This is a genomic window from Psychroserpens citreus (genome assembly GCF_055686305.1).
In genome coordinates this window covers 88253-105572 of the sequence record NZ_CM145999.1, presented here as the reverse complement: position 1 = coordinate 105572, position 17320 = coordinate 88253, and the positions used below count along the sequence as shown (strand labels likewise).

Annotated in this window: 17 protein-coding genes; all 17 read right to left on the bottom strand. The window is 32.4% G+C overall.

The window, feature by feature from the left end; all coding sequences use genetic code 11:
* Window positions 1-417: 417 nt before the first annotated feature.
* The gene (locus ACTU6T_RS00545; RefSeq protein ID WP_460219313.1) at window positions 418-933 is read right to left on the bottom strand and encodes a hypothetical protein; all 516 of its coding nucleotides are present in this window, start codon (window positions 931-933) and stop codon (window positions 418-420) included.
* Window positions 934-1083: 150 nt separating this feature from the next.
* The gene (locus ACTU6T_RS00540) at window positions 1084-1623 is read right to left on the bottom strand and encodes a dihydrofolate reductase family protein (RefSeq protein WP_460219312.1); all 540 of its coding nucleotides are present in this window, start codon (window positions 1621-1623) and stop codon (window positions 1084-1086) included.
* A gap of 167 nt (window positions 1624-1790) precedes the next feature.
* Window positions 1791-2450: a DUF6090 family protein gene (locus tag ACTU6T_RS00535; RefSeq protein WP_460219311.1), complete on the bottom strand. Its 660-nt coding sequence runs from the start codon at window positions 2448-2450 to the stop codon at window positions 1791-1793.
* Between the two features lie 555 nt (window positions 2451-3005).
* Window positions 3006-3764, bottom strand: coding sequence for a DUF6090 family protein (locus tag ACTU6T_RS00530; RefSeq protein WP_460219310.1), 759 nt, complete (start codon window positions 3762-3764; stop codon window positions 3006-3008).
* Between the two features lie 490 nt (window positions 3765-4254).
* Window positions 4255-4779, bottom strand: a complete 525-nt coding sequence (locus ACTU6T_RS00525) for a hypothetical protein (RefSeq protein WP_460219309.1) — start codon at window positions 4777-4779, stop codon at window positions 4255-4257.
* Between the two features lie 920 nt (window positions 4780-5699).
* On the bottom strand, window positions 5700-6170 hold the full coding sequence (locus ACTU6T_RS00520) for a hypothetical protein (protein ID WP_460219308.1): 471 nt from the start codon (window positions 6168-6170) through the stop codon (window positions 5700-5702).
* Between the two features lie 114 nt (window positions 6171-6284).
* Complete coding sequence (locus ACTU6T_RS00515) at window positions 6285-6665, bottom strand: hypothetical protein (protein WP_460219307.1); 381 nt, start codon at window positions 6663-6665, stop codon at window positions 6285-6287.
* An 865-nt stretch (window positions 6666-7530) separates the two neighbouring features.
* Window positions 7531-8115 carry a methyltransferase family protein gene (locus ACTU6T_RS00510; protein ID WP_460219306.1) on the bottom strand — a complete coding sequence of 195 codons (585 nt, stop codon included), beginning with the start codon at window positions 8113-8115 and terminating at the stop codon, window positions 7531-7533.
* A 53-nt stretch (window positions 8116-8168) separates the two neighbouring features.
* On the bottom strand, window positions 8169-8585 hold the full coding sequence (locus ACTU6T_RS00505) for a Fur family transcriptional regulator (RefSeq protein WP_460219305.1): 417 nt from the start codon (window positions 8583-8585) through the stop codon (window positions 8169-8171).
* 2 nt (window positions 8586-8587) lie between these two features.
* Window positions 8588-10774 carry a TonB-dependent receptor gene (locus tag ACTU6T_RS00500; protein ID WP_460219304.1) on the bottom strand — a complete coding sequence of 729 codons (2187 nt, stop codon included), beginning with the start codon at window positions 10772-10774 and terminating at the stop codon, window positions 8588-8590.
* 51 nt (window positions 10775-10825) lie between these two features.
* The gene (locus tag ACTU6T_RS00495) at window positions 10826-11143 is read right to left on the bottom strand and encodes a DUF6660 family protein (protein ID WP_460219303.1); all 318 of its coding nucleotides are present in this window, start codon (window positions 11141-11143) and stop codon (window positions 10826-10828) included.
* Window positions 11144-11605: 462 nt separating this feature from the next.
* Window positions 11606-12184, bottom strand: a complete 579-nt coding sequence (locus tag ACTU6T_RS00490; RefSeq protein ID WP_460219302.1) for a hypothetical protein — start codon at window positions 12182-12184, stop codon at window positions 11606-11608.
* 153 nt (window positions 12185-12337) lie between these two features.
* On the bottom strand, window positions 12338-13093 hold the full coding sequence (locus tag ACTU6T_RS00485; RefSeq protein WP_460219301.1) for a DUF6090 family protein: 756 nt from the start codon (window positions 13091-13093) through the stop codon (window positions 12338-12340).
* A 106-nt stretch (window positions 13094-13199) separates the two neighbouring features.
* Window positions 13200-14363, bottom strand: a complete 1164-nt coding sequence (locus ACTU6T_RS00480) for a tyrosine-type recombinase/integrase (protein ID WP_460219300.1) — start codon at window positions 14361-14363, stop codon at window positions 13200-13202.
* Between the two features lie 111 nt (window positions 14364-14474).
* A complete protein-coding gene (locus ACTU6T_RS00475) occupies window positions 14475-16343 on the bottom strand; it encodes a M1 family metallopeptidase (protein ID WP_460219299.1) in 1869 nt (622 codons plus the stop codon).
* Window positions 16344-16352: 9 nt separating this feature from the next.
* Window positions 16353-16589, bottom strand: a complete 237-nt coding sequence (locus ACTU6T_RS00470; protein WP_460219298.1) for a hypothetical protein — start codon at window positions 16587-16589, stop codon at window positions 16353-16355.
* Window positions 16582-17037, bottom strand: coding sequence for an SRPBCC family protein (locus ACTU6T_RS00465; RefSeq protein ID WP_460219297.1), 456 nt, complete (start codon window positions 17035-17037; stop codon window positions 16582-16584). Before ACTU6T_RS00465 ends, ACTU6T_RS00470 begins: the two co-directional genes overlap by 8 nt.
* Window positions 17038-17320: the final 283 nt, after the last annotated feature.

Sequence of the window (17320 nt, the reverse complement as noted above, 5' to 3'; positions counted from 1 at the left end):
CAGGATTTTCCGAAAGGACACAAAGAGAACAATGAATTATACACATTGTTACCTAATAGTTACGACACAAAAGAGTGATCACGAATGATTAGAGCGTTGGAGCAGGAGTGAATTCCGAGTTAGAGTAAACAGTTTATTTCGTATGAGTATTAAGTTCCGCAAAGTTGCTCAAAATTCCGCACGACTAAGATTCCGATTCCGAGTTTAATTCAGAGTTGAGTAAGATTAAATTCAGAGTTTGAGTGCTTAAAAAATCCGCATAAGAGTAAGTTCGGAGTAATTTTAGGTAACGGTTTTGTGTATGGCTCGTTGCGGAAAATCAGCTATGATTTTCCGCCGTAACCGAAAGATAGCAAATTGCAATGAATTCCGATTAGGAATTCAGCCGCAATGAGCTATACACGGTGTTGGCAATAGTTATTTTTTTATTCCGCTTTCAAATTCTTTCAGCGATATTTTATTTTTCTTTTTTGTGTATTCTCCGTGGGCAATTCCGTTTTCAAAATCAACAGTCAGATAATCAGTCCAACAAGCGAAAAAATCATAATCTCCTTTATTTCCTTCTTCAGAGCTATTTTTAATTTGCAAAGGTGAGATTAAGTAATATTTTCCAACCTCAAAATTCGAGATATATGGTCTGCATAAAATTCCGTTATCGCCCCAAATTTTAATTCGCTTTTTTGATTCAGTTCCTTTATATTTTTTAATTATTTCAACTGTCATTGAAAAAGGCATTTTTTTATCATATCCGTCAATTTCATAATCCAGAAAATCAGAATACTCAATAACTTTTATAAGAGCAACTAATTCATTCCGATTCGATATGACACTAAACGAACAATCTCCTTCGCAATCGCAGTCGCAAGCGAATGAGTTGAAAGAAATCAACATCATTGTCAGAACTAATATTTTCTTTAAATACGGTTTTTTCATAATTATTGCCAACGTTGTTGTGTATGGTTAGTTGCGTGGTTAAGCAACTAATTTAGTAAACAAATACGAGCCAGAGAAAATTCCGAAGGAATTTTCCAAAGAAGCACTTGTCAAAGCAATTAATTATACACGGTGTTGGCATTTCGTATTTTATTTCTTTCGTTTGTAATGATTCTGTGTTACTTGATTCAAATATGTTTTTGTTCCAATCAGTTCAAATTTCAGTTCATTCGGAAGTTCTGAAAACAAAGAAGAGCCACCACCCAATAAAATCGGAATTCTCGTAAGCACCATTTCGTCAATTAAGTCTTCTTTTAAAAAATTCCGTATTGTAGTTCCACCGTCAATATAAAGTCTGTTAAATCCTTTTTCGTATATCTGGTCTAAAATTTCCGTCAAAGTTCCTTTAGCCAAAAACGCTTTCCCTTTATGACTTTCAGGTATTTCTTTTAATTTATTACTCAACACAAAAACTGGTTTATCATATGGCCATTCAACATCAAATCCGCATACTGTTTCAAATGTTGTTCGTCCCATAACAAGAGCGTCAATTCCATTATTAAATTCCACGTATCCCATATCGTCATTATCTGGGTTTGGAATAGAGTATAGCCAATCAATTTCGCCATTTTTGTCAGCAATATATCCGTCTAAACTTGTTGCGATAAATACGCTATTCTTTTTTCTCATTATTCTTTCGTGTTTCGTGTGTCATATGAATGCCAACGTTGTTGTGTATGATTTCGTTGCGTGTTTCAGCAACTAATTTAGCAAATACAAACCGAATAGAAAATCCGCGAGGATTTTCGTAAGTAGGCGAGTACTAGCAATGAACTATACACGTTGTTGTGCTTTCGTTATTTTTTAGAAATTAAGCTAATCAATTCCTTTGCCTTAATAGCGTTTTCCTCAATTATAAGTATTTGATTTTCAAAAGTAGAAATTTGCCAATTTACAAGGGACATTAATTTTCCGTTTTCTAACTCTTCAATAACTTCTTTAGGGTCGACAAGAAAATCTTTTTTATGATTTAACATTAAGAGTAAAGGGCCTTCAATATGATCCGACACAAAGTTTGCGTGAAATTCAATATTACTATTATATTTTACACAATTTACCAAGTAATATGTTTGTAAACTTTTACTTATTTGACTATTTTCAATATGCTTTATAATTCCAGATTCTAACATTTTAGTATAAGATAATCCAAAATTTTTGGAACTTGAATTCATCGCCAAAGAATTTGGCAATTGAGACAAATCAATTTCATCATATTTTCTTTCAGTAACCTTATAAAGGTAGTCAGTGTATCTTTTTATGTTAGATATATTCTCATTAAAATGAATTATGTCCGACTCTAATTCAGCTTCTATCTGTTCCAAGAAATTCGCTACTTCCTTTTTTTCTAACCTGTTTGTATTCCAATTATTAATCGATAAGGCAATTAAAATTCCAATAACAACAAGAAAAATTTCACCAATTGCATATTTAAAATACTTTCCAGTTTTGTTTTCCATAAGTAAGTTTTGGCGAATTTGTCTAAAGAATTTTAGCATTGGTTAGCGGTTGGTTTTAATGAAGCACAACGGTTTTGTGTATGATATCGTTGTGCTGGTTAGGAACTAAGTTAATAAATAAAACCAGACCATAGGAAAATCCGTAGGATTTTCCGAGTAGTCACAGAATGAACAATGTATTATACACATTGTTACACTCAAGTAAGCGACACAACAGAGTCATCACGAATGATTAGAGCGTTGGAGCAGGAGTGGATTCCGAGTTAGAGTAAGCAGTCCATTCCGCATGAGTATTAAATTTCGTAAAGTTGCTCAAAATTCCGTACGAGTAAGATTCCGATTCTGAGTTAAATTCAGAGTTGAGTGAGAAATAATTCAGAGTATGGATTTCCGCAGGAGTAAGTTCGGAGCTATTTGGTGTAACGTGTACGTGTATGATTAGTTATGTTGGCTAGGTCTAAGATAGTAAAAGCGAACGAGCCGTTAGGGAAATCCGCAGGATTTTCCGAGTACAAGCTGTACGAATAATTAGCTATACACGTTGTTGTGCTTTCGTTATTTTTTTATTTCCAATTCCAAAAGTTTAATTATCTCTTTATTTAATTCAAGACAACTTTCTTGTTTTCCAAGTAAAATTGTTTGATTAATAACTTGATTTTCTACAAAATTTTCGAATTCTGGTAATTTGAGCATTTCGTTATTATCTATTTCAAATCCAGATTCAGGGAAGCCTATTTCTCTAATTTGTTCATCTGTACTGACTTTATCAGCATTTAACCAACTACCGTTTTTCATTATGAATAGTGCAAGATATCTATTATATTCAAGTGATATTTGCTCTCTATCGTGCAAGTTTTCTAAAGTAGAGAACCAAAAGGAAAGTCTATTACGTAAAATTTCATTGCTAATTATTCCGAGTTTTCCAGAGTTGATTAATTCCAACAGAAAACCGTTTTGTGGAAAATAGACTGGTGTAAAAACTATTTGGTCAATTAAGCCGTCAATATTTGAATTATTCGAAATTCTGTTTCCTGTTTGAGCGATAATTTTTAAACCAGCCTTTTTGTTGTTTTTGAGCTGTTGAATGTTTCGCTCCATTTCTGCAAGATTATATTCAAAATCCAATTTCAGGTTTTGAAGAATTTTATACTCTTGTTTTTGTTGTTTTAAAGTGTCATTATAATTATTTAGTTGTAAAGCGATTAATATTCCAATAACCACAAGAATAATCTCTCCAATTGCATAAAGTAGATATTTACTGAATTTGTTTTCAGTCAGCATTTTTTGTCTAATTTTTCTAAAGAATTTTATCATTGGTTAGCGGTTTCTGATAATGAAGCACAACGGTTTTGTGTATGATAACGTTGTGTTGGTTAGGAACTAAGTTAGTAAATAAAACCAGACCATAGGAAAATCCGTAGGATTTTCCGAGTAGTTACAGAATAAACAATGTATTATACACATTGTTACACTCAAGTAAGCGACACAATAGAGTTATCACGAATGAATAGAGCGTTGAAGCAGGAGTGGATTCCGAGTTAGAGTAAACAGTTTATTTCGTATGAGTGTTATGTTCCGCAAAGTTGCTCAAAATTCCGCACGAGTAAGATTCCGATTCTGAGTTAAATTCAGAGTTGAGTGAGAAATAATTCAGAGTATGGGTTTCCGCAGGAGTAAGTTCGGAGCTATTTGGTGTAACGTGTTCGTGTATGGTTAGTTGCGTTGGCTAGGTCTAAGATAGTAAAAGGGAACGAACCATTAGGAAAATCCGCTAGGATTTTCCGAGTACACACAGACCAAGCCATTAACTATACACGTTGTTGTGCAACGTACTTTCTTTATTCAAAACAGTCAGAAACTGTTCCGCTTTGTTCTTAATTTCCTTTATCATTATTGGGCTTTTGTCACTTTCTCTCAAAGTCCAATATTTGTTTAAATTCCAACCCATTTTTCTGTTGTCTCCAGTTCCGATTTGTGTTATAAATCCCCAAAACCATAAATCATCCCAAACTTCAATGTCTTTTCCGCTATAATTTTCAGAGATAATTTTGTTTATATTCTTGAAGTTCCAACTCTTTGGTTGGATTTTCTTAAAAATCGCAATTATAACAGCATCTACAGGAAGATAGAATAAGTCGTTATTTTCTAATTCAGTTGGTGCGTCATTCCAAATTCGCAAGTCATTTGGATATTCTCTATTATGCAAGTGGAAAATGGTTTTTACAAATAGGGCAGAAGTCTTTTCTCCCCAACCTTTTTGTTCACGCATTCCGTTATAAAGTCCGTTGTAATTTTTCGGTTCAGTTCCATTTGGATTGATTACGGACATAAATCCATAAAATGTATTCAGCAAGTCTATATTCTGATAGATTTTTTGATAAAATTCAGCGAGATAGTCGATTTTCGGTTGACTTTGGGTGTTCGCAGTATGATACAAAAGCGAAACAATTTTTTCCGCTTTATTTTTCTGTGAATTTACAATTCCGCTGTAATATCTTGTCTGTAATTCTTTGTTGTAACTCCGATTTTCAATTAGGAATTCAAATATATTTTTCAGCGATTCAGTCAAATTTAGGACGGTTTTTGGGTATGTTGCACAACGAGTTTGTGTATGATAAGTGCGAAAGAAAGTGATAAGATTTTCCGTCGCTATTATTATAGAGTTTAAATATAAGGCTTTTAATTGAAGCTTTATTTAAGCATTTATTATACGCGTTGTTAGCTATTTTAGTGCAACACTGTCCTTAGGCGAAGCTAAAAGTTAGCTTATAAACCAAAAGCAACCGAGAGAAAATGCGATCTCACAATTTACAGATATGTATAAGACTACAATGCCAGAAGCAATTACAGACCTAACATACTCGCATTAAGGTTGCACCTAAGAGTTATAAACAGCCACCTTTTATGGAATAAGAACGAATCAGAACGCTTACCAGCTATTTACAAGTATGTATGAGACTACAAAAAGAATTTAGGTATTCACGAACCATACTAGCGTTTAGTTCCCATAAAAGGATTGAATTGATTTTTTAAAAATCCGAAGATTTGAATAGTGAAGGAAGTTAGCTGAGGTTAATTAATTTTCGGCAATGCACTATTTTAGCTAACGTGTTCGTGTTATGGCTAGTTGCGTTGGCTAGGTTAAAGTTAGTAAACTATCACGAACTTATGGAAAATTCCGCAGGAATTTTCCAAGTAATCACTGACCACAGCAATTAGTTATACACGTTGTTACCCAACGTTTTTTATTCATAGCATCAAGATTATCAGAATAGTTAGACCTATTGTTACAATAGTGAACTCAGTTAGTAATGCACTCTTAAAATTGATTTTTTCATTAATTAATATAAATCCAATTATAATTCCGATAAATGCTAATATTGAATTTATTATCAAAATCCAATCTGGAATAGGATAAGTTGTAAGTAAATCTGTGAAATGATATCTGTATAGAAGTTTTAGACTAAACCAGCTCCAAAATAGATTTATTAAAATAATAATTAGTCCAATCAATTTCTTTTTTTTTAGAAAAATCAGACAAGAAATAATTGTCATAACAAGAATTCCAATTGTTCCCAAAAACATCAAATTTATCCACATCCCAACATCATGAATTCCTGTTGCAAATTCATTTAGTAAAGCTTCGGATGTGAATAATAATATTAAAGTTAGTAGCATAAATACTGCTAAATGAATTAATATGATTTTCTTTTTACTCAATCAGTTTTTTTTAGTTTTCAAAATTCTCAAATACAATTATTTTTAAATATTTATGTCCGCAATCTACTCCAATTAATTAAGTTTTGAATTCAGTCAATTCGTTTTCAAAATCTTCTATTTATCTAATAAACTCCAATAGTTTTCAAAACTATCTTGATTTAATTCTGTTATATCAAAATGGTCTTTAAAATCAGTCAATAATAAATTATTGTCAGTCCAATAACCATAATTATTTTTGAATGGCATTATTACAATTATTCGTCCATCTTTATCCATTCCAATTTCACGTTCTGGAATCCCAGTTTCGCTGTCCAATTCAACAATCCACGTTTCTACAAGGTCAATTTTATTTTCAAAATCCGGATTTGCTTTAGGAATAATTGAGCCTAAAATTCCGATAATTGCTTTTTTTATATTCCGCTTTACAACTCCATCTGGTTCAGCATTATGTTCGTTTTTCGGAATTTTAAATTGTATGTAAGTCGTTTTTTTCAAATGTTGGGTAACGTGTTTGTGTATGGTTTCGTGCGGATTTTCAGCCGAAGCGCCTTGCGCAAGGATGAGCCATTTATGGCGAAAAATCCGATGGAAAAAAGGAGCAAGGCTGTGTCTTGCTATTTTTCCAAGTAAAACATACTAGTTTGTTTAAAGATATAAATTAAAATCGAAGTTCAAGGGTAAGCATGAACTATACACGTTGTTGTGCAACGTATTTTATACGTTTTCTCTGTTCCTTTTTATGTATTTTCCAATCAAAACAATTCCTAATGCTTGAATCAAAGTGTTCAAAAAGAGTAAAATCAGATTATTGATTTTCCAAAATTCAGTATTGTTCTGTAACAGTGGAAATCCGTCATTAAATTGTCCGATTGGAAATCCGACAACGCTATTCACAATTTCGTTTAATTCAACCTGTTTATGGTTCACATCATCTCCCAATGATAGGAATCCTAAAACAATAGTTAATATAGACAGTCCAATCAAGATAAAAACCATCATCAGTATTATTTGGTAAATAGTTTTTGTTCGGTTATTCAAAATTTAATGTTCCGTATTTGGATTGGATATGTTGCACAACGTGTTTGTGTATGATGTCGTTGCGTTGGTTGAGAACTAATTTAGTAAATAAAACACGAACTTTAGCGTATCACTAAAATATTCCGAATAGGCGAGTAGCAGCAATGCATTATACACGTTGTTGTGCATAGTGCTTTTCACGTTCAGCTTGGTTTTCCGATGTTTGTTATTTTGTTCAAAAGTGAACGTTGGCAAGACATACTCTTTTGCAGTTTTGGTGAAGCGTGGTTGATGCGACTGGAAATGTGTATGGCTTTGAGCGTTGGCAATTCTGTGTTTTAGCTTAAAACCATCTTCTCACTTTTTCCGTGTATTGTATATATTCATTTTCAAATTCGCGCTTTAAAAATTCTTCCTCTAATCTTATTTGTGTATTCACACTTAAAGTAGATAATGAGATTATGATCAAAGTAAATGCATTGGGAATTACAAGAAATAGTCCAATATTAGCAATCATTATTCCTAAAAAAATTGGGTTTCTTGAAATTGAAAACATTCCATTTGTTACTAATTTGGTTTTGTTTTTTTCATCAATACCAATTCTCCAAGAATTTGCCATTTGGCTTTGAGAAATCCAAACAACAATTAATGATATAACCAAAAGTGTCCAGCCAATCTTTTGTAAAATAGGATTTTCTAAATACCAAAAAGGAAGTAAATATTCGTACCACTCATTTTTAAAAGCATAGATTCCAACAACTATAACCTCAAAAATTGTGATAAAGGTAAAAACCTTACCATTATAATCGTGAGCATTATCTGACTTTTTAAACGTTAGCGGATTTATTCCTGTTTTTCTCCAAAGTAAAATAGACCTTAACACAAATACCAATAAAAAATATAATATTAGATAAGCAAATAATAACATAGTTTCTAATTTGATACAAAAGTGCTCTAAATATCAATGCAATGGAAGTGCAATTAGTGACCACTACATTTATCACAAATTCCTTTTACTACCAAGTTTACATTTTCTGAAACAAAACCATCAGGCACTTTTATTTGAGGGATTTTATGTTCTGTTAAACAAACAGTTTCGTTACAGTTGTTACAATGAAAATGCAAATGCAAATCGGTTTCAATTTCGCAACTGCAACCCTTTTCACACAAAGCATATTTTGTAATTCCTGTACCATCGTCTATTTGATGTACAATATCTTTTTCTACAAATGTTTTGACTGTTCTGTACAACGTTGTTCTATCTGCTTTATCAAAAGCATTTTCTATGTCACTTAATGTAACAGCAATTTGCCTTTCTGCAAGGAACTTGTAGATTAACAAGCGCATTGCAGTTACACGAATATTTTTAGATTCTAATAATTCTTCTATTGTTTGCATAATTAATCGTGGTCTTCGTTTCCAAATGGTTTAATAATAATTCCTACGCTGAATATAAAACCATCTGTTGGTGCATATATTTCTGGAAAAATCGGATTTTCGTGTGGTGGCAAAACCAAAGGTGAAAATCTGCTTTGTCTTCTGTCAGTAAAGTTCTCAAAATTTATAAAAACACTTCCGAAATTGAAATTACGCATTAGCAATAATCCCATTGTTACAAAATCTGTTGTTTCAGTTCCGTTTGATAAAAATTGCTTTCCAGTATAAAAAGTTTCGTAACCAATTCTCCATTTTTCAGATTCGTACATTAGCACGCTTCCTGCGTTATGCTTTGCTGTTAAAGGTTTTTGTGGATTACCTGGTAAATAATTTAGCTTGGTATCAATAAACGCATAGTTCAAAAACCATCTAAAGTCTTTGTAGGTAAACTTTATGTTTGTTTCTGCTCCTTTGCTAAAGATTTCATCTTGTGCATTTTCAAATTGAAATTGACCATTATTTGTCGAATTTAAAAGTAGTCCGTTATTAATTGCAGTAATATAGAATAATTGATTTATAGAAAAACCAATCTCATCAGTTAAACGTGTTTGATAATTAAAATCAAGATTTAAACCATAAGAACGTTCTGCTTTTAAGTTTGATTTATCTATACCAAGTACATTTTCGAAATTTATAAATTCAGCTTCTTCTGTGAAAATATCAGGTATTTTGTAGCCTAAACCACCACCAATTCTGCTTGAAAATCCATTGTCATTTTTATACAATAATGAAACTCTTGGAAGTGGAAAAAATCCATAGTCTGTGTTGTAATCTGCTCTCAATCCAGTTTCTAAAATCCAATTATCTGAAAGGTCATAAATGTTGTTTGCAAACATTCCATACGTTATATCTGTTTGGTCACGTTGTAAAGTTGCACTATCATTCTCATCAAACTTTGAAGTATATAAGTTTGCTCCAAAAATCCAATCAGCTTTTGAAGTTGCTTTTTGATAAGTAACTTCTGTAAACGTATTGATTTGTTTACCGTCAAAATTAAAATCTGGAATAGTAAGGTTTCTATCGAAAAACGAAATACTATTTTTTATGTTCAAAGAACTTATTGAATCTATTTGCGTTTTATAAACTGCTTGACTGCTCAACCTTTTTGAGATATTTTCTTCTGTATATTGATGAATTCCATTTTCTCCACTTTCAATTTTTGTTACATCTCCACCAATTCTGTCATCGTAAGTTCCATTTAAACCAATCCAAAACGTTGTTTTTTCTGATGGATAATAAAAGAATTTTGGGTTGAATGAAATAGAAGTTGTTTTTGGCAAATTACTAAAACCATCATTTTCTGGGTCGTATACTTTTTGAGAATGACCAGAACCATAAAGCGAAACACCAAATTTCTCATTTCGCTTGCTGTAAAATACATTTGCTGTACTTCCTAATGCTTGGGTTTGCGTTAACATAATATCTAAAGCTGGTTCTTCGTCAGGTGTTTTTGAAACCATATTTATTAAACCTGCAATTGCTCCACCACCATAAAGTGTTGAAGAACTTCCTTTAATAATTTCAAACTGTTGCAAGTCCAAAGGTGGAATTTGTAATATGCTCAAACCACTTGAAAAACCACCATAAAGAGGAAACCCATCTCTTAAAAGTTGCGTGTAACGTCCATCGAGTCCCTGAATTCTAATATTTGTACTTCCGCTACTTAAAGAAGTTTGTTGCATTTGTATTCCTGTGCTTTCACGAAGTACCATTGAAATATTGGTAGGATTCATTATGGCTTTTTCTCCCAATTCTTCTGCTCCAATAAATTCAATCCTTGTTGGAATTTTCTTTACCGTTCGTGTACTTCTTGAAGATTGTATTACAACTTCGTCCAATTCATTTCCACCACTTTTTAATTTGAAAACTAAATCGGAACTATTTGGGATTTGAATAGTAGCTTTTAAGATTTCATAACCCAAATATGAAATTATGATACTATGTTCTCCGTTTGGAACTTCTGTAAAAGTAGCTATTCCATCAAAATCAGTTACAGCTCCTTTTTCTAATTCCTCAAAATATACTGTTGCTGCAAATAAGGGTTCGTTTTCGGATTCTGAAACTACTTTTATTTGTATGTCAGATGTTTGCGCTTTTATAGAAAAGCACATTACGATTGTGAGCATTGCGCTCAATATGTATTTATTCATTGAAAATGTAAAAATTAATTAACTAAAAATTTTTGACTTTTGGTCGATAAATCAGCTAATCAATTGAGGCGGTTGCCAGATATTGGAATGAAAATTAAATCTGTAAATTGATTGATAAACAGATAGGATTTCTGTAGAAATTTGATTGTTAATACCTAATTCAAAAGTTTGAATTGGTTGATATGTAATTGCGATTCCGCAACAATTACAAATACAAGTTATTGGACAAGTATCATCACTATCATTTTGATGATTGTGTTCAGCGGTTATTTCGTCTTGGTGCAGGTCTTCAGCATTATTTCCGTCAGAACAAGGTTTGATTGACAAAACAAATATTAATAATGATAATATGATAGTAACAAATTTCATTGGCACAAAGATAAATAAATTTCAATGCAATGGTGTTGCAAAGTCTTTTCTTAATTCTGTTTTGTGTTCCGTTTTTGAGCGTTGGCTAAAAACAGCTCTTTTATTTTTTTAAGCGTCGGCTTTTGTGGCTGGAAAAAACAAATGTGCTGTTTGTGTGGTTGGCTTTTTTAGTTCAAGTGTTTATTTTTAGCACGATTTTCGCATTATGCACAACGAGTTCGTGTATGATTTGTTGCGGAATTTCAGTCGAACGCTTTTGCGTTTGGATGAGCCGACTCCTCACTTCGTAGCTTCAGCGTAGAAGTGGTCGGCGAAAATTCCGCTGGACAAAAAGCGTGAGGTTGAACTCGTACTTTTTTTTCCGTTTAGCTAAAGATAACAATTTGTAGGAATATTTGGTCTGCTTAAATCACTTGCGGAGCAATTAATTATACACGTTGTTAGCAACTGGCTTTATTCTTTTTATTCGTTCAGCTTTTTCAATGTTCCGTCATCATTGATAAATTCAAATTGATGATTTTGGTCAATTATTAGTCCGCCTTGATTTATAAATTTTCCGAACATTCCTCTCCAATCTTCATTGTCAGATTCTTGATTAGAATCCCAGCGAATAATTCCGCAAAAATTTGGTTCGTCCAGTTCAGATTTGATTACTACTCCGAATTCTCCATCAAGTGATACTTTTGTTCCGTGAACAAAATCGTGATTCTTTTTCCAATTATTAACTCTTTCAAAAATTCTATTGCCTAATTTTTCTCCTTGTTTTCCTGTAAAATCATCCCATTCACAAGTTGGTGCAAACCAATACCATATTTGCGTAAAATCAGCAACATTATCTTTTTCAATTTCGTAAAGGTGTTCAACAAAAGCATTATAAAATTCTTCTGCTGAAGAGAACTTTCCAGAATAACCACCTTTAAATTCAGACAGCATTTTTTCGGCTAAATGTAAATCCGAAAACAATTCAAAAAGTTCCCACTTTTTCCAATACTCAAATTTGGAAAGTCCTTTAGATTTTTTCTTAAATATTCGGTTAAACATTGTCCTTTTTTCAGCTTGTTGCTAACGGTTTTGTGTATGGCTCGTTGCGGAAAATCAGCTATGATTTTCCGCCGTAACCGAAAGATAGCAAATTGCAATGAATTCCGATTAGGAATTCAGCCGCAATGAGCTATACACGTTGTTGTGCTTTCGTTATTTTTTTAATTCTTTGTCAATCAATTCTATTAAACGTTCTGATTTGGATTTTATACTTTCATAAATTTCTATGAACCCTTCTGATGTCCAGATTGAAGTTACACAACCATTTTTATATTCTTTATTTTTGAATAAAGCACTAAAATCTTCTATAGTTATATTTACCTGATCTATTTTTTTAATTCCCAAAAACACAGGTTTCATTTTCTCGAGATCAGTAAATCGGTAAACAGGTTTAGATATAAATTCTTCATATTCTGCTGTTTCGTGCTCAACATAAAAAACATTTGTTTGGTATTGAAGTGACAATTCAAATAAGTATAATTTTATTGAATCATTAGTAATCAAGTTCATATTTCCAGAACTAACCAAATCATTATAGGTTATATTACTTGGAGTAAACCTCTCTTGATTTAATGTATTTACGACATTATAAGTTGTTTCTGTCAAATCCTTAATTGGCTGTCCATTTATTTGTTTTATGAGATTATTTGTTCCTTTATTTTTTTTCTTTCTAAAATCAATAATATACTCAAGACTTCCTATGTCTTTTTGAAGGTCAATTTTGATACTTTTTAAGTACTTGTTTTCTCTTTCTTTTTCAATTCTATTGTTGTTTAAATTATTAATCTGTAATGCAATTAATATTCCAATAACCACAAGAATTATTTCTCCAATGGCATAAATCAGGTACTTACTGAACTTATTCTCAGAGAGTAATTTTTGTCTAATTTTTCTAAAAAATTTTATCATTGGTTTTTTCTTTCACTAAAGTTAGAATAATTTTTTTATTCCGTAAGAGTGAGAAATAATGAAGCACAACTGGTTATATACAAACAAATATAACACATTTTAGATGTCATATTCCGGATATCACAAGTTTTGAGGTTTGTTTGTCCGTATTCATAAATTGCTTTACCGCAATATCTAACGGACTCTTAATACACAATAAATCCTTCTTTGCTACATGCGTATAAATCATTGTCGTTTCTGGTCGAGAATGACCCAATAATTCCTGAATATAACGCAAATCAATACCATCTTCCAATAAATGAGTTGCATAACTATGACGTAAAGTATGTGGAGTTACACGCTTGTATATTTGAGCCTGCTTACAAGATCGCCTTAAAAAATGACGCACGCTTTCTGCACTGTATTGCTGTTGTTGATGTCCTTCAACAAAATAACGTTTAGGAAGATAGGTGTTCAAATAATTATGTAGTAATGGTAAAAAACTTTCAGCAATAATAACATATCGATCTTTCCGCCCTTTAGAATTTTTTATTAAAATTTGACGCCGACTAATATCTATATGACCCAACTCCAAACTTAACAATTCACTTATTCGAAATCCGCATGAATATATCATAGCAATGATTGCTCTATGCTTTAAATTTTTTGTCACTTGAATGAGTCTAATTACTTCCTCTTTAGATAATACCGTTGGTAATCGTCTATCTTTATGAGGTCTTACAAGTTCTAAGTCATTAAAAGTAATGTCAGGGTAAAACCCTTTAAAAACTTTTAAAGCACTAATAAATTGCCGTTGCTTACTTATAGAATAGTTCCGTTTGATATAGATAGCTTCAATATACTTTTCAATATCACGATTTGTAATAGTCTTAACGGGTTTTAAATGATAATAAGCCAAACAATCGGCTACCAATTGTGTATAAGTTCTTACCGTACTTTGGCTATAACGTTTACCTTTTAAATAGATATAAAACTCATTGAGAATTTGACGTTGCTCAGCGGTTAATTGAGTTAAATCATGGGTTAAGACTAATTCTGGCGAAGACACAACTTCACTATCATTTATAGTATAATTACTAAGTGCCTCATGTATAATCTCCAACATTTCTGGCGAACGTTTTACATACCAATGCTGTAAACTATTACTCCATCGTCGTCCTGGAATCGTTTTAACCAAATTAATAATCGTCCAGTTATAGTCAAAACAAATCAAAATCTGTTCAACTTTTTTATGATACTTAGGTTTGAGTGTAATTTGTGCAGTTTTCATTAGGTCATAAATAAAATAACAACCTATAAATATAGAAAATAATCTATCAAAAAGCAACCTAAGTTAGTCTATAACTTCGGAAATGTGAAATCTAAATGATTTGGCTAAAACTTATTCTTTATAACCCAAAAGCGCATCAATAGTATTAGCTGTTACCGAATGGTAATTAGCTCTAGATTTTTTGTAAATAGCCAAAGCTTCGTCAACTTTGTCATTACGTTCAAAGGCCTTAAATAAGGTATTGACATACCATCGTCGGCCAACACGTATTAGAAAGTCCTCAATCTTTTGATCTACATTATTGCCATGATAATCATGATTAATAGCTTGCTCGTACCAAACCATAGCAATATGAGAATTTCCAGAGTTGGTAAAGTCAAAGGCCGCATCAAATCGTGCCAAATCTTCAATAGTGATAGTTTCTGGGAAATTTCTTATAAAATAGACCCATTCTTGAGTGGTCCAATTTTTAGTTTTTGAAACATCTACTGATTTGTTTTGTATAAAATCCGATAGAGTTTGCTTGGCGTTATCAAACTTATCCGAAACAATTATGGCTTGATTCTCAGGAAGTCCTGCTTCATATATCCATGCTTCTGTATTAAAATCTACGCCGTTTGGTTCTAACAAGTTACTATTCAAATAACTAATAAAATCTTCAGTAGTCACTGTAGAAAAAGCATTCGTCTTAAAATAGCTTTTCAGAAAAGCATCAAATTTTTCGCGACCTACAGTTTCTTCTAGAGTTCTTAAAAATAAATAACCTTTATCATAAGCAATACTATTCATACCATCGTCGGGATTTTTTCCGCTTAAATCCAATTTCAATTTGGTCATTTCTGGTTCCTCTTTAAATCCTTCAATTTCCTCTTCCAAATCTTGTCTGCCAATAAGCGCAATCATATTAGCACGTTCTTTTCCGTAAAGGGCTTCCATAATTCTAATTTCAAAATACACGGTAAATCCTTCGTTAAGCCAAAAGTCATTCCATGTGGCATTCGTAACCAAATTCCCAGACCACGAATGTGCCAACTCATGAGCAATAAGCGATGTTAAACTCTTGTCTCCAGCAATAACAGTGGGTGTAGCAAAAGTTAAACGCGGATTTTCCATACCGCCAAAAGGGAAACTTGGAGGCAAAACAATAACATCAAATTGATCCCAATCATAAGCGCCATATAAGTTTTCTGCAGCAACAACCATTTTTTCCATGTCGATAAATTCAGCTTGTGCTTTGTCTATCATCGACTTTTCTGCATAAACTCCAGTACGATTACTAATAGCTTTATATTCAAGATCCCCAACAGCAAGTGCCATCAAATAAGGAGAAATAGGTTGCTTCATCTTAAAATGATATACACCATCATCGGTTTTAGATTTCGGGTTCTCTGCGCTCATAACAGCCAATAACTCAGAAGGTACTTTTACCTTAGCATCGTAGGTAATTCTAATTTGTGGGCTATCTTGAATAGGAATCCAACTTCGTGTCAAAATTGCCTGGCCTTGCGTAAATAAAAACGGATGTGTTTTGTCTGCCGTTTGTTGTGGGTTTAACCATTGCAAAGCTTCAGTTTTGTCTGTAGTCTTATAAAATATAGTTATGGTTTTAGTGTCTTCGGAAATATCAACTGTTAGCGATTGCCCTAAAGCCTCATCAAAAGCACCGAGTGTAAACGTTGTTGGCTTGCCATCAGCTTCTGCGCGTTCAATTTCTAAAAATTTAGAATCTAAAATGATTTTTGAAGCTTTATTGTTGTTGTTAATGGTATAGTTGGCAGATCCACTGATGATTTTTTGATTAAAATCAACATTTATATTTAAGTCTAAATGATTGATTGAAGCATCGTTAGGTTGAGCATATGAATGTGTTTCTTCAACATAAGGTGTAGGCGAGGGTTGGTCTAGAGAGCTCGTTTTTTTGTCGTCTTTGCAAGCAAAAGTTAAGACCAATAAAGCGCATAATAAACTTAGTTTTTTCATAGTGTTTTTTTATTCTGTATAAAGTTGTCCGCGATGTGGTTTTAATGCATCACGTATGGGTTTCATTTCGTCATCGGTTACCACCATATAAGCAATGCTATGCATAGCATTAAGCTGCTCAAATCCTGTAATGTTGAGATTAGTATGTTGAATAGCAATGTATTCTTTGAGATGTTTGTCATGGTGTTCAGCAATTTTCAAAGCATCAGGACCACGAAAATCCCAAATCAATTTCAGTTTACGCATTGGCGACAGATGTTCCGTTTTCGGCGAAATTTTTAAAATCCTTCATATATTTTAAGGATTGCTTTTTAAATGCACTAGGCATCAAAAAGAGCATAATTCGCATCACCAAATTTAATGGTAAAAATTCACTTTCGGAAGTCCATTTAGTAAATCCTTCATTTGTTTTTTCAAAATAGTTATGCTGTACATTGTGCATGCTTTTGGTGGTGTAGTTAGCATGAAACTCATCAGGGAAATTACGTTTGGTTATGGTTTCAATTAATTCCATCTTGCGTTTACCAAACAGATAACATAATTTCATCTTGGCTCCTAATTCGCCTGGATCACCAGAAATGTGCTCTGCAGATACCAATCCTCGTTGCCAATGTTTTAAGTTTTCAACGTTGTCCATTTTTTTAATGAACTCATCTAAAGGCACATTTACCTTTATTTCTGTAGTATATTTCATTTTGAATATAGAGGGATAATTCTTGTTAAAGATATACAGTTTTAAGCAATAACAATAGATTTTGAGGTTAAGCGCAATAATTTTAGATGAGTGGTAGTTTTCCTAAGATTATTAATTGTGTAATATGGAAGTATTAATACTAAATTTTGCTTGCAAAACGTTTAGAGAAAAGCAACTTGTTTTATAGGTGAATTGTGTTATTTTTGCTGAAATTTGTGACCATAATTCAACGTAGAATTGTTATAAAATCTTACGATGCGTTTTGGCATAAAGAATGTAATAC

What these genes read in the sequence shown, in the direction of transcription:
- ACTU6T_RS00545 (WP_460219313.1), bottom strand. Translation starts at nt 933, where the DNA reads ATGAAAAAACCGTATTTAAAGAAAATATTAGTTCTGACAATGATGTTG.
- ACTU6T_RS00540 (WP_460219312.1), bottom strand. Translation starts at nt 1,623, where the DNA reads ATGAGAAAAAAGAATAGCGTATTTATCGCAACAAGTTTAGACGGATAT.
- ACTU6T_RS00535 (WP_460219311.1), bottom strand. Translation starts at nt 2,450, where the DNA reads ATGGAAAACAAAACTGGAAAGTATTTTAAATATGCAATTGGTGAAATT.
- ACTU6T_RS00530 (WP_460219310.1), bottom strand. Translation starts at nt 3,764, where the DNA reads ATGATAAAATTCTTTAGAAAAATTAGACAAAAAATGCTGACTGAAAAC.
- ACTU6T_RS00525 (WP_460219309.1), bottom strand. Translation starts at nt 4,779, where the DNA reads ATGTCCGTAATCAATCCAAATGGAACTGAACCGAAAAATTACAACGGA.
- ACTU6T_RS00510 (WP_460219306.1), bottom strand. Translation starts at nt 8,115, where the DNA reads ATGTTATTATTTGCTTATCTAATATTATATTTTTTATTGGTATTTGTG.
- ACTU6T_RS00505 (WP_460219305.1), bottom strand. Translation starts at nt 8,585, where the DNA reads ATGCAAACAATAGAAGAATTATTAGAATCTAAAAATATTCGTGTAACT.
- ACTU6T_RS00500 (WP_460219304.1), bottom strand. Translation starts at nt 10,774, where the DNA reads ATGAATAAATACATATTGAGCGCAATGCTCACAATCGTAATGTGCTTT.
- ACTU6T_RS00495 (WP_460219303.1), bottom strand. Translation starts at nt 11,143, where the DNA reads ATGAAATTTGTTACTATCATATTATCATTATTAATATTTGTTTTGTCA.
- ACTU6T_RS00490 (WP_460219302.1), bottom strand. Translation starts at nt 12,184, where the DNA reads ATGTTTAACCGAATATTTAAGAAAAAATCTAAAGGACTTTCCAAATTT.
- ACTU6T_RS00485 (WP_460219301.1), bottom strand. Translation starts at nt 13,093, where the DNA reads ATGATAAAATTTTTTAGAAAAATTAGACAAAAATTACTCTCTGAGAAT.
- ACTU6T_RS00480 (WP_460219300.1), bottom strand. Translation starts at nt 14,363, where the DNA reads ATGAAAACTGCACAAATTACACTCAAACCTAAGTATCATAAAAAAGTT.
- ACTU6T_RS00475 (WP_460219299.1), bottom strand. Translation starts at nt 16,343, where the DNA reads ATGAAAAAACTAAGTTTATTATGCGCTTTATTGGTCTTAACTTTTGCT.
- ACTU6T_RS00470 (WP_460219298.1), bottom strand. Translation starts at nt 16,589, where the DNA reads ATGCGTAAACTGAAATTGATTTGGGATTTTCGTGGTCCTGATGCTTTG.
- ACTU6T_RS00465 (WP_460219297.1), bottom strand. Translation starts at nt 17,037, where the DNA reads ATGAAATATACTACAGAAATAAAGGTAAATGTGCCTTTAGATGAGTTC.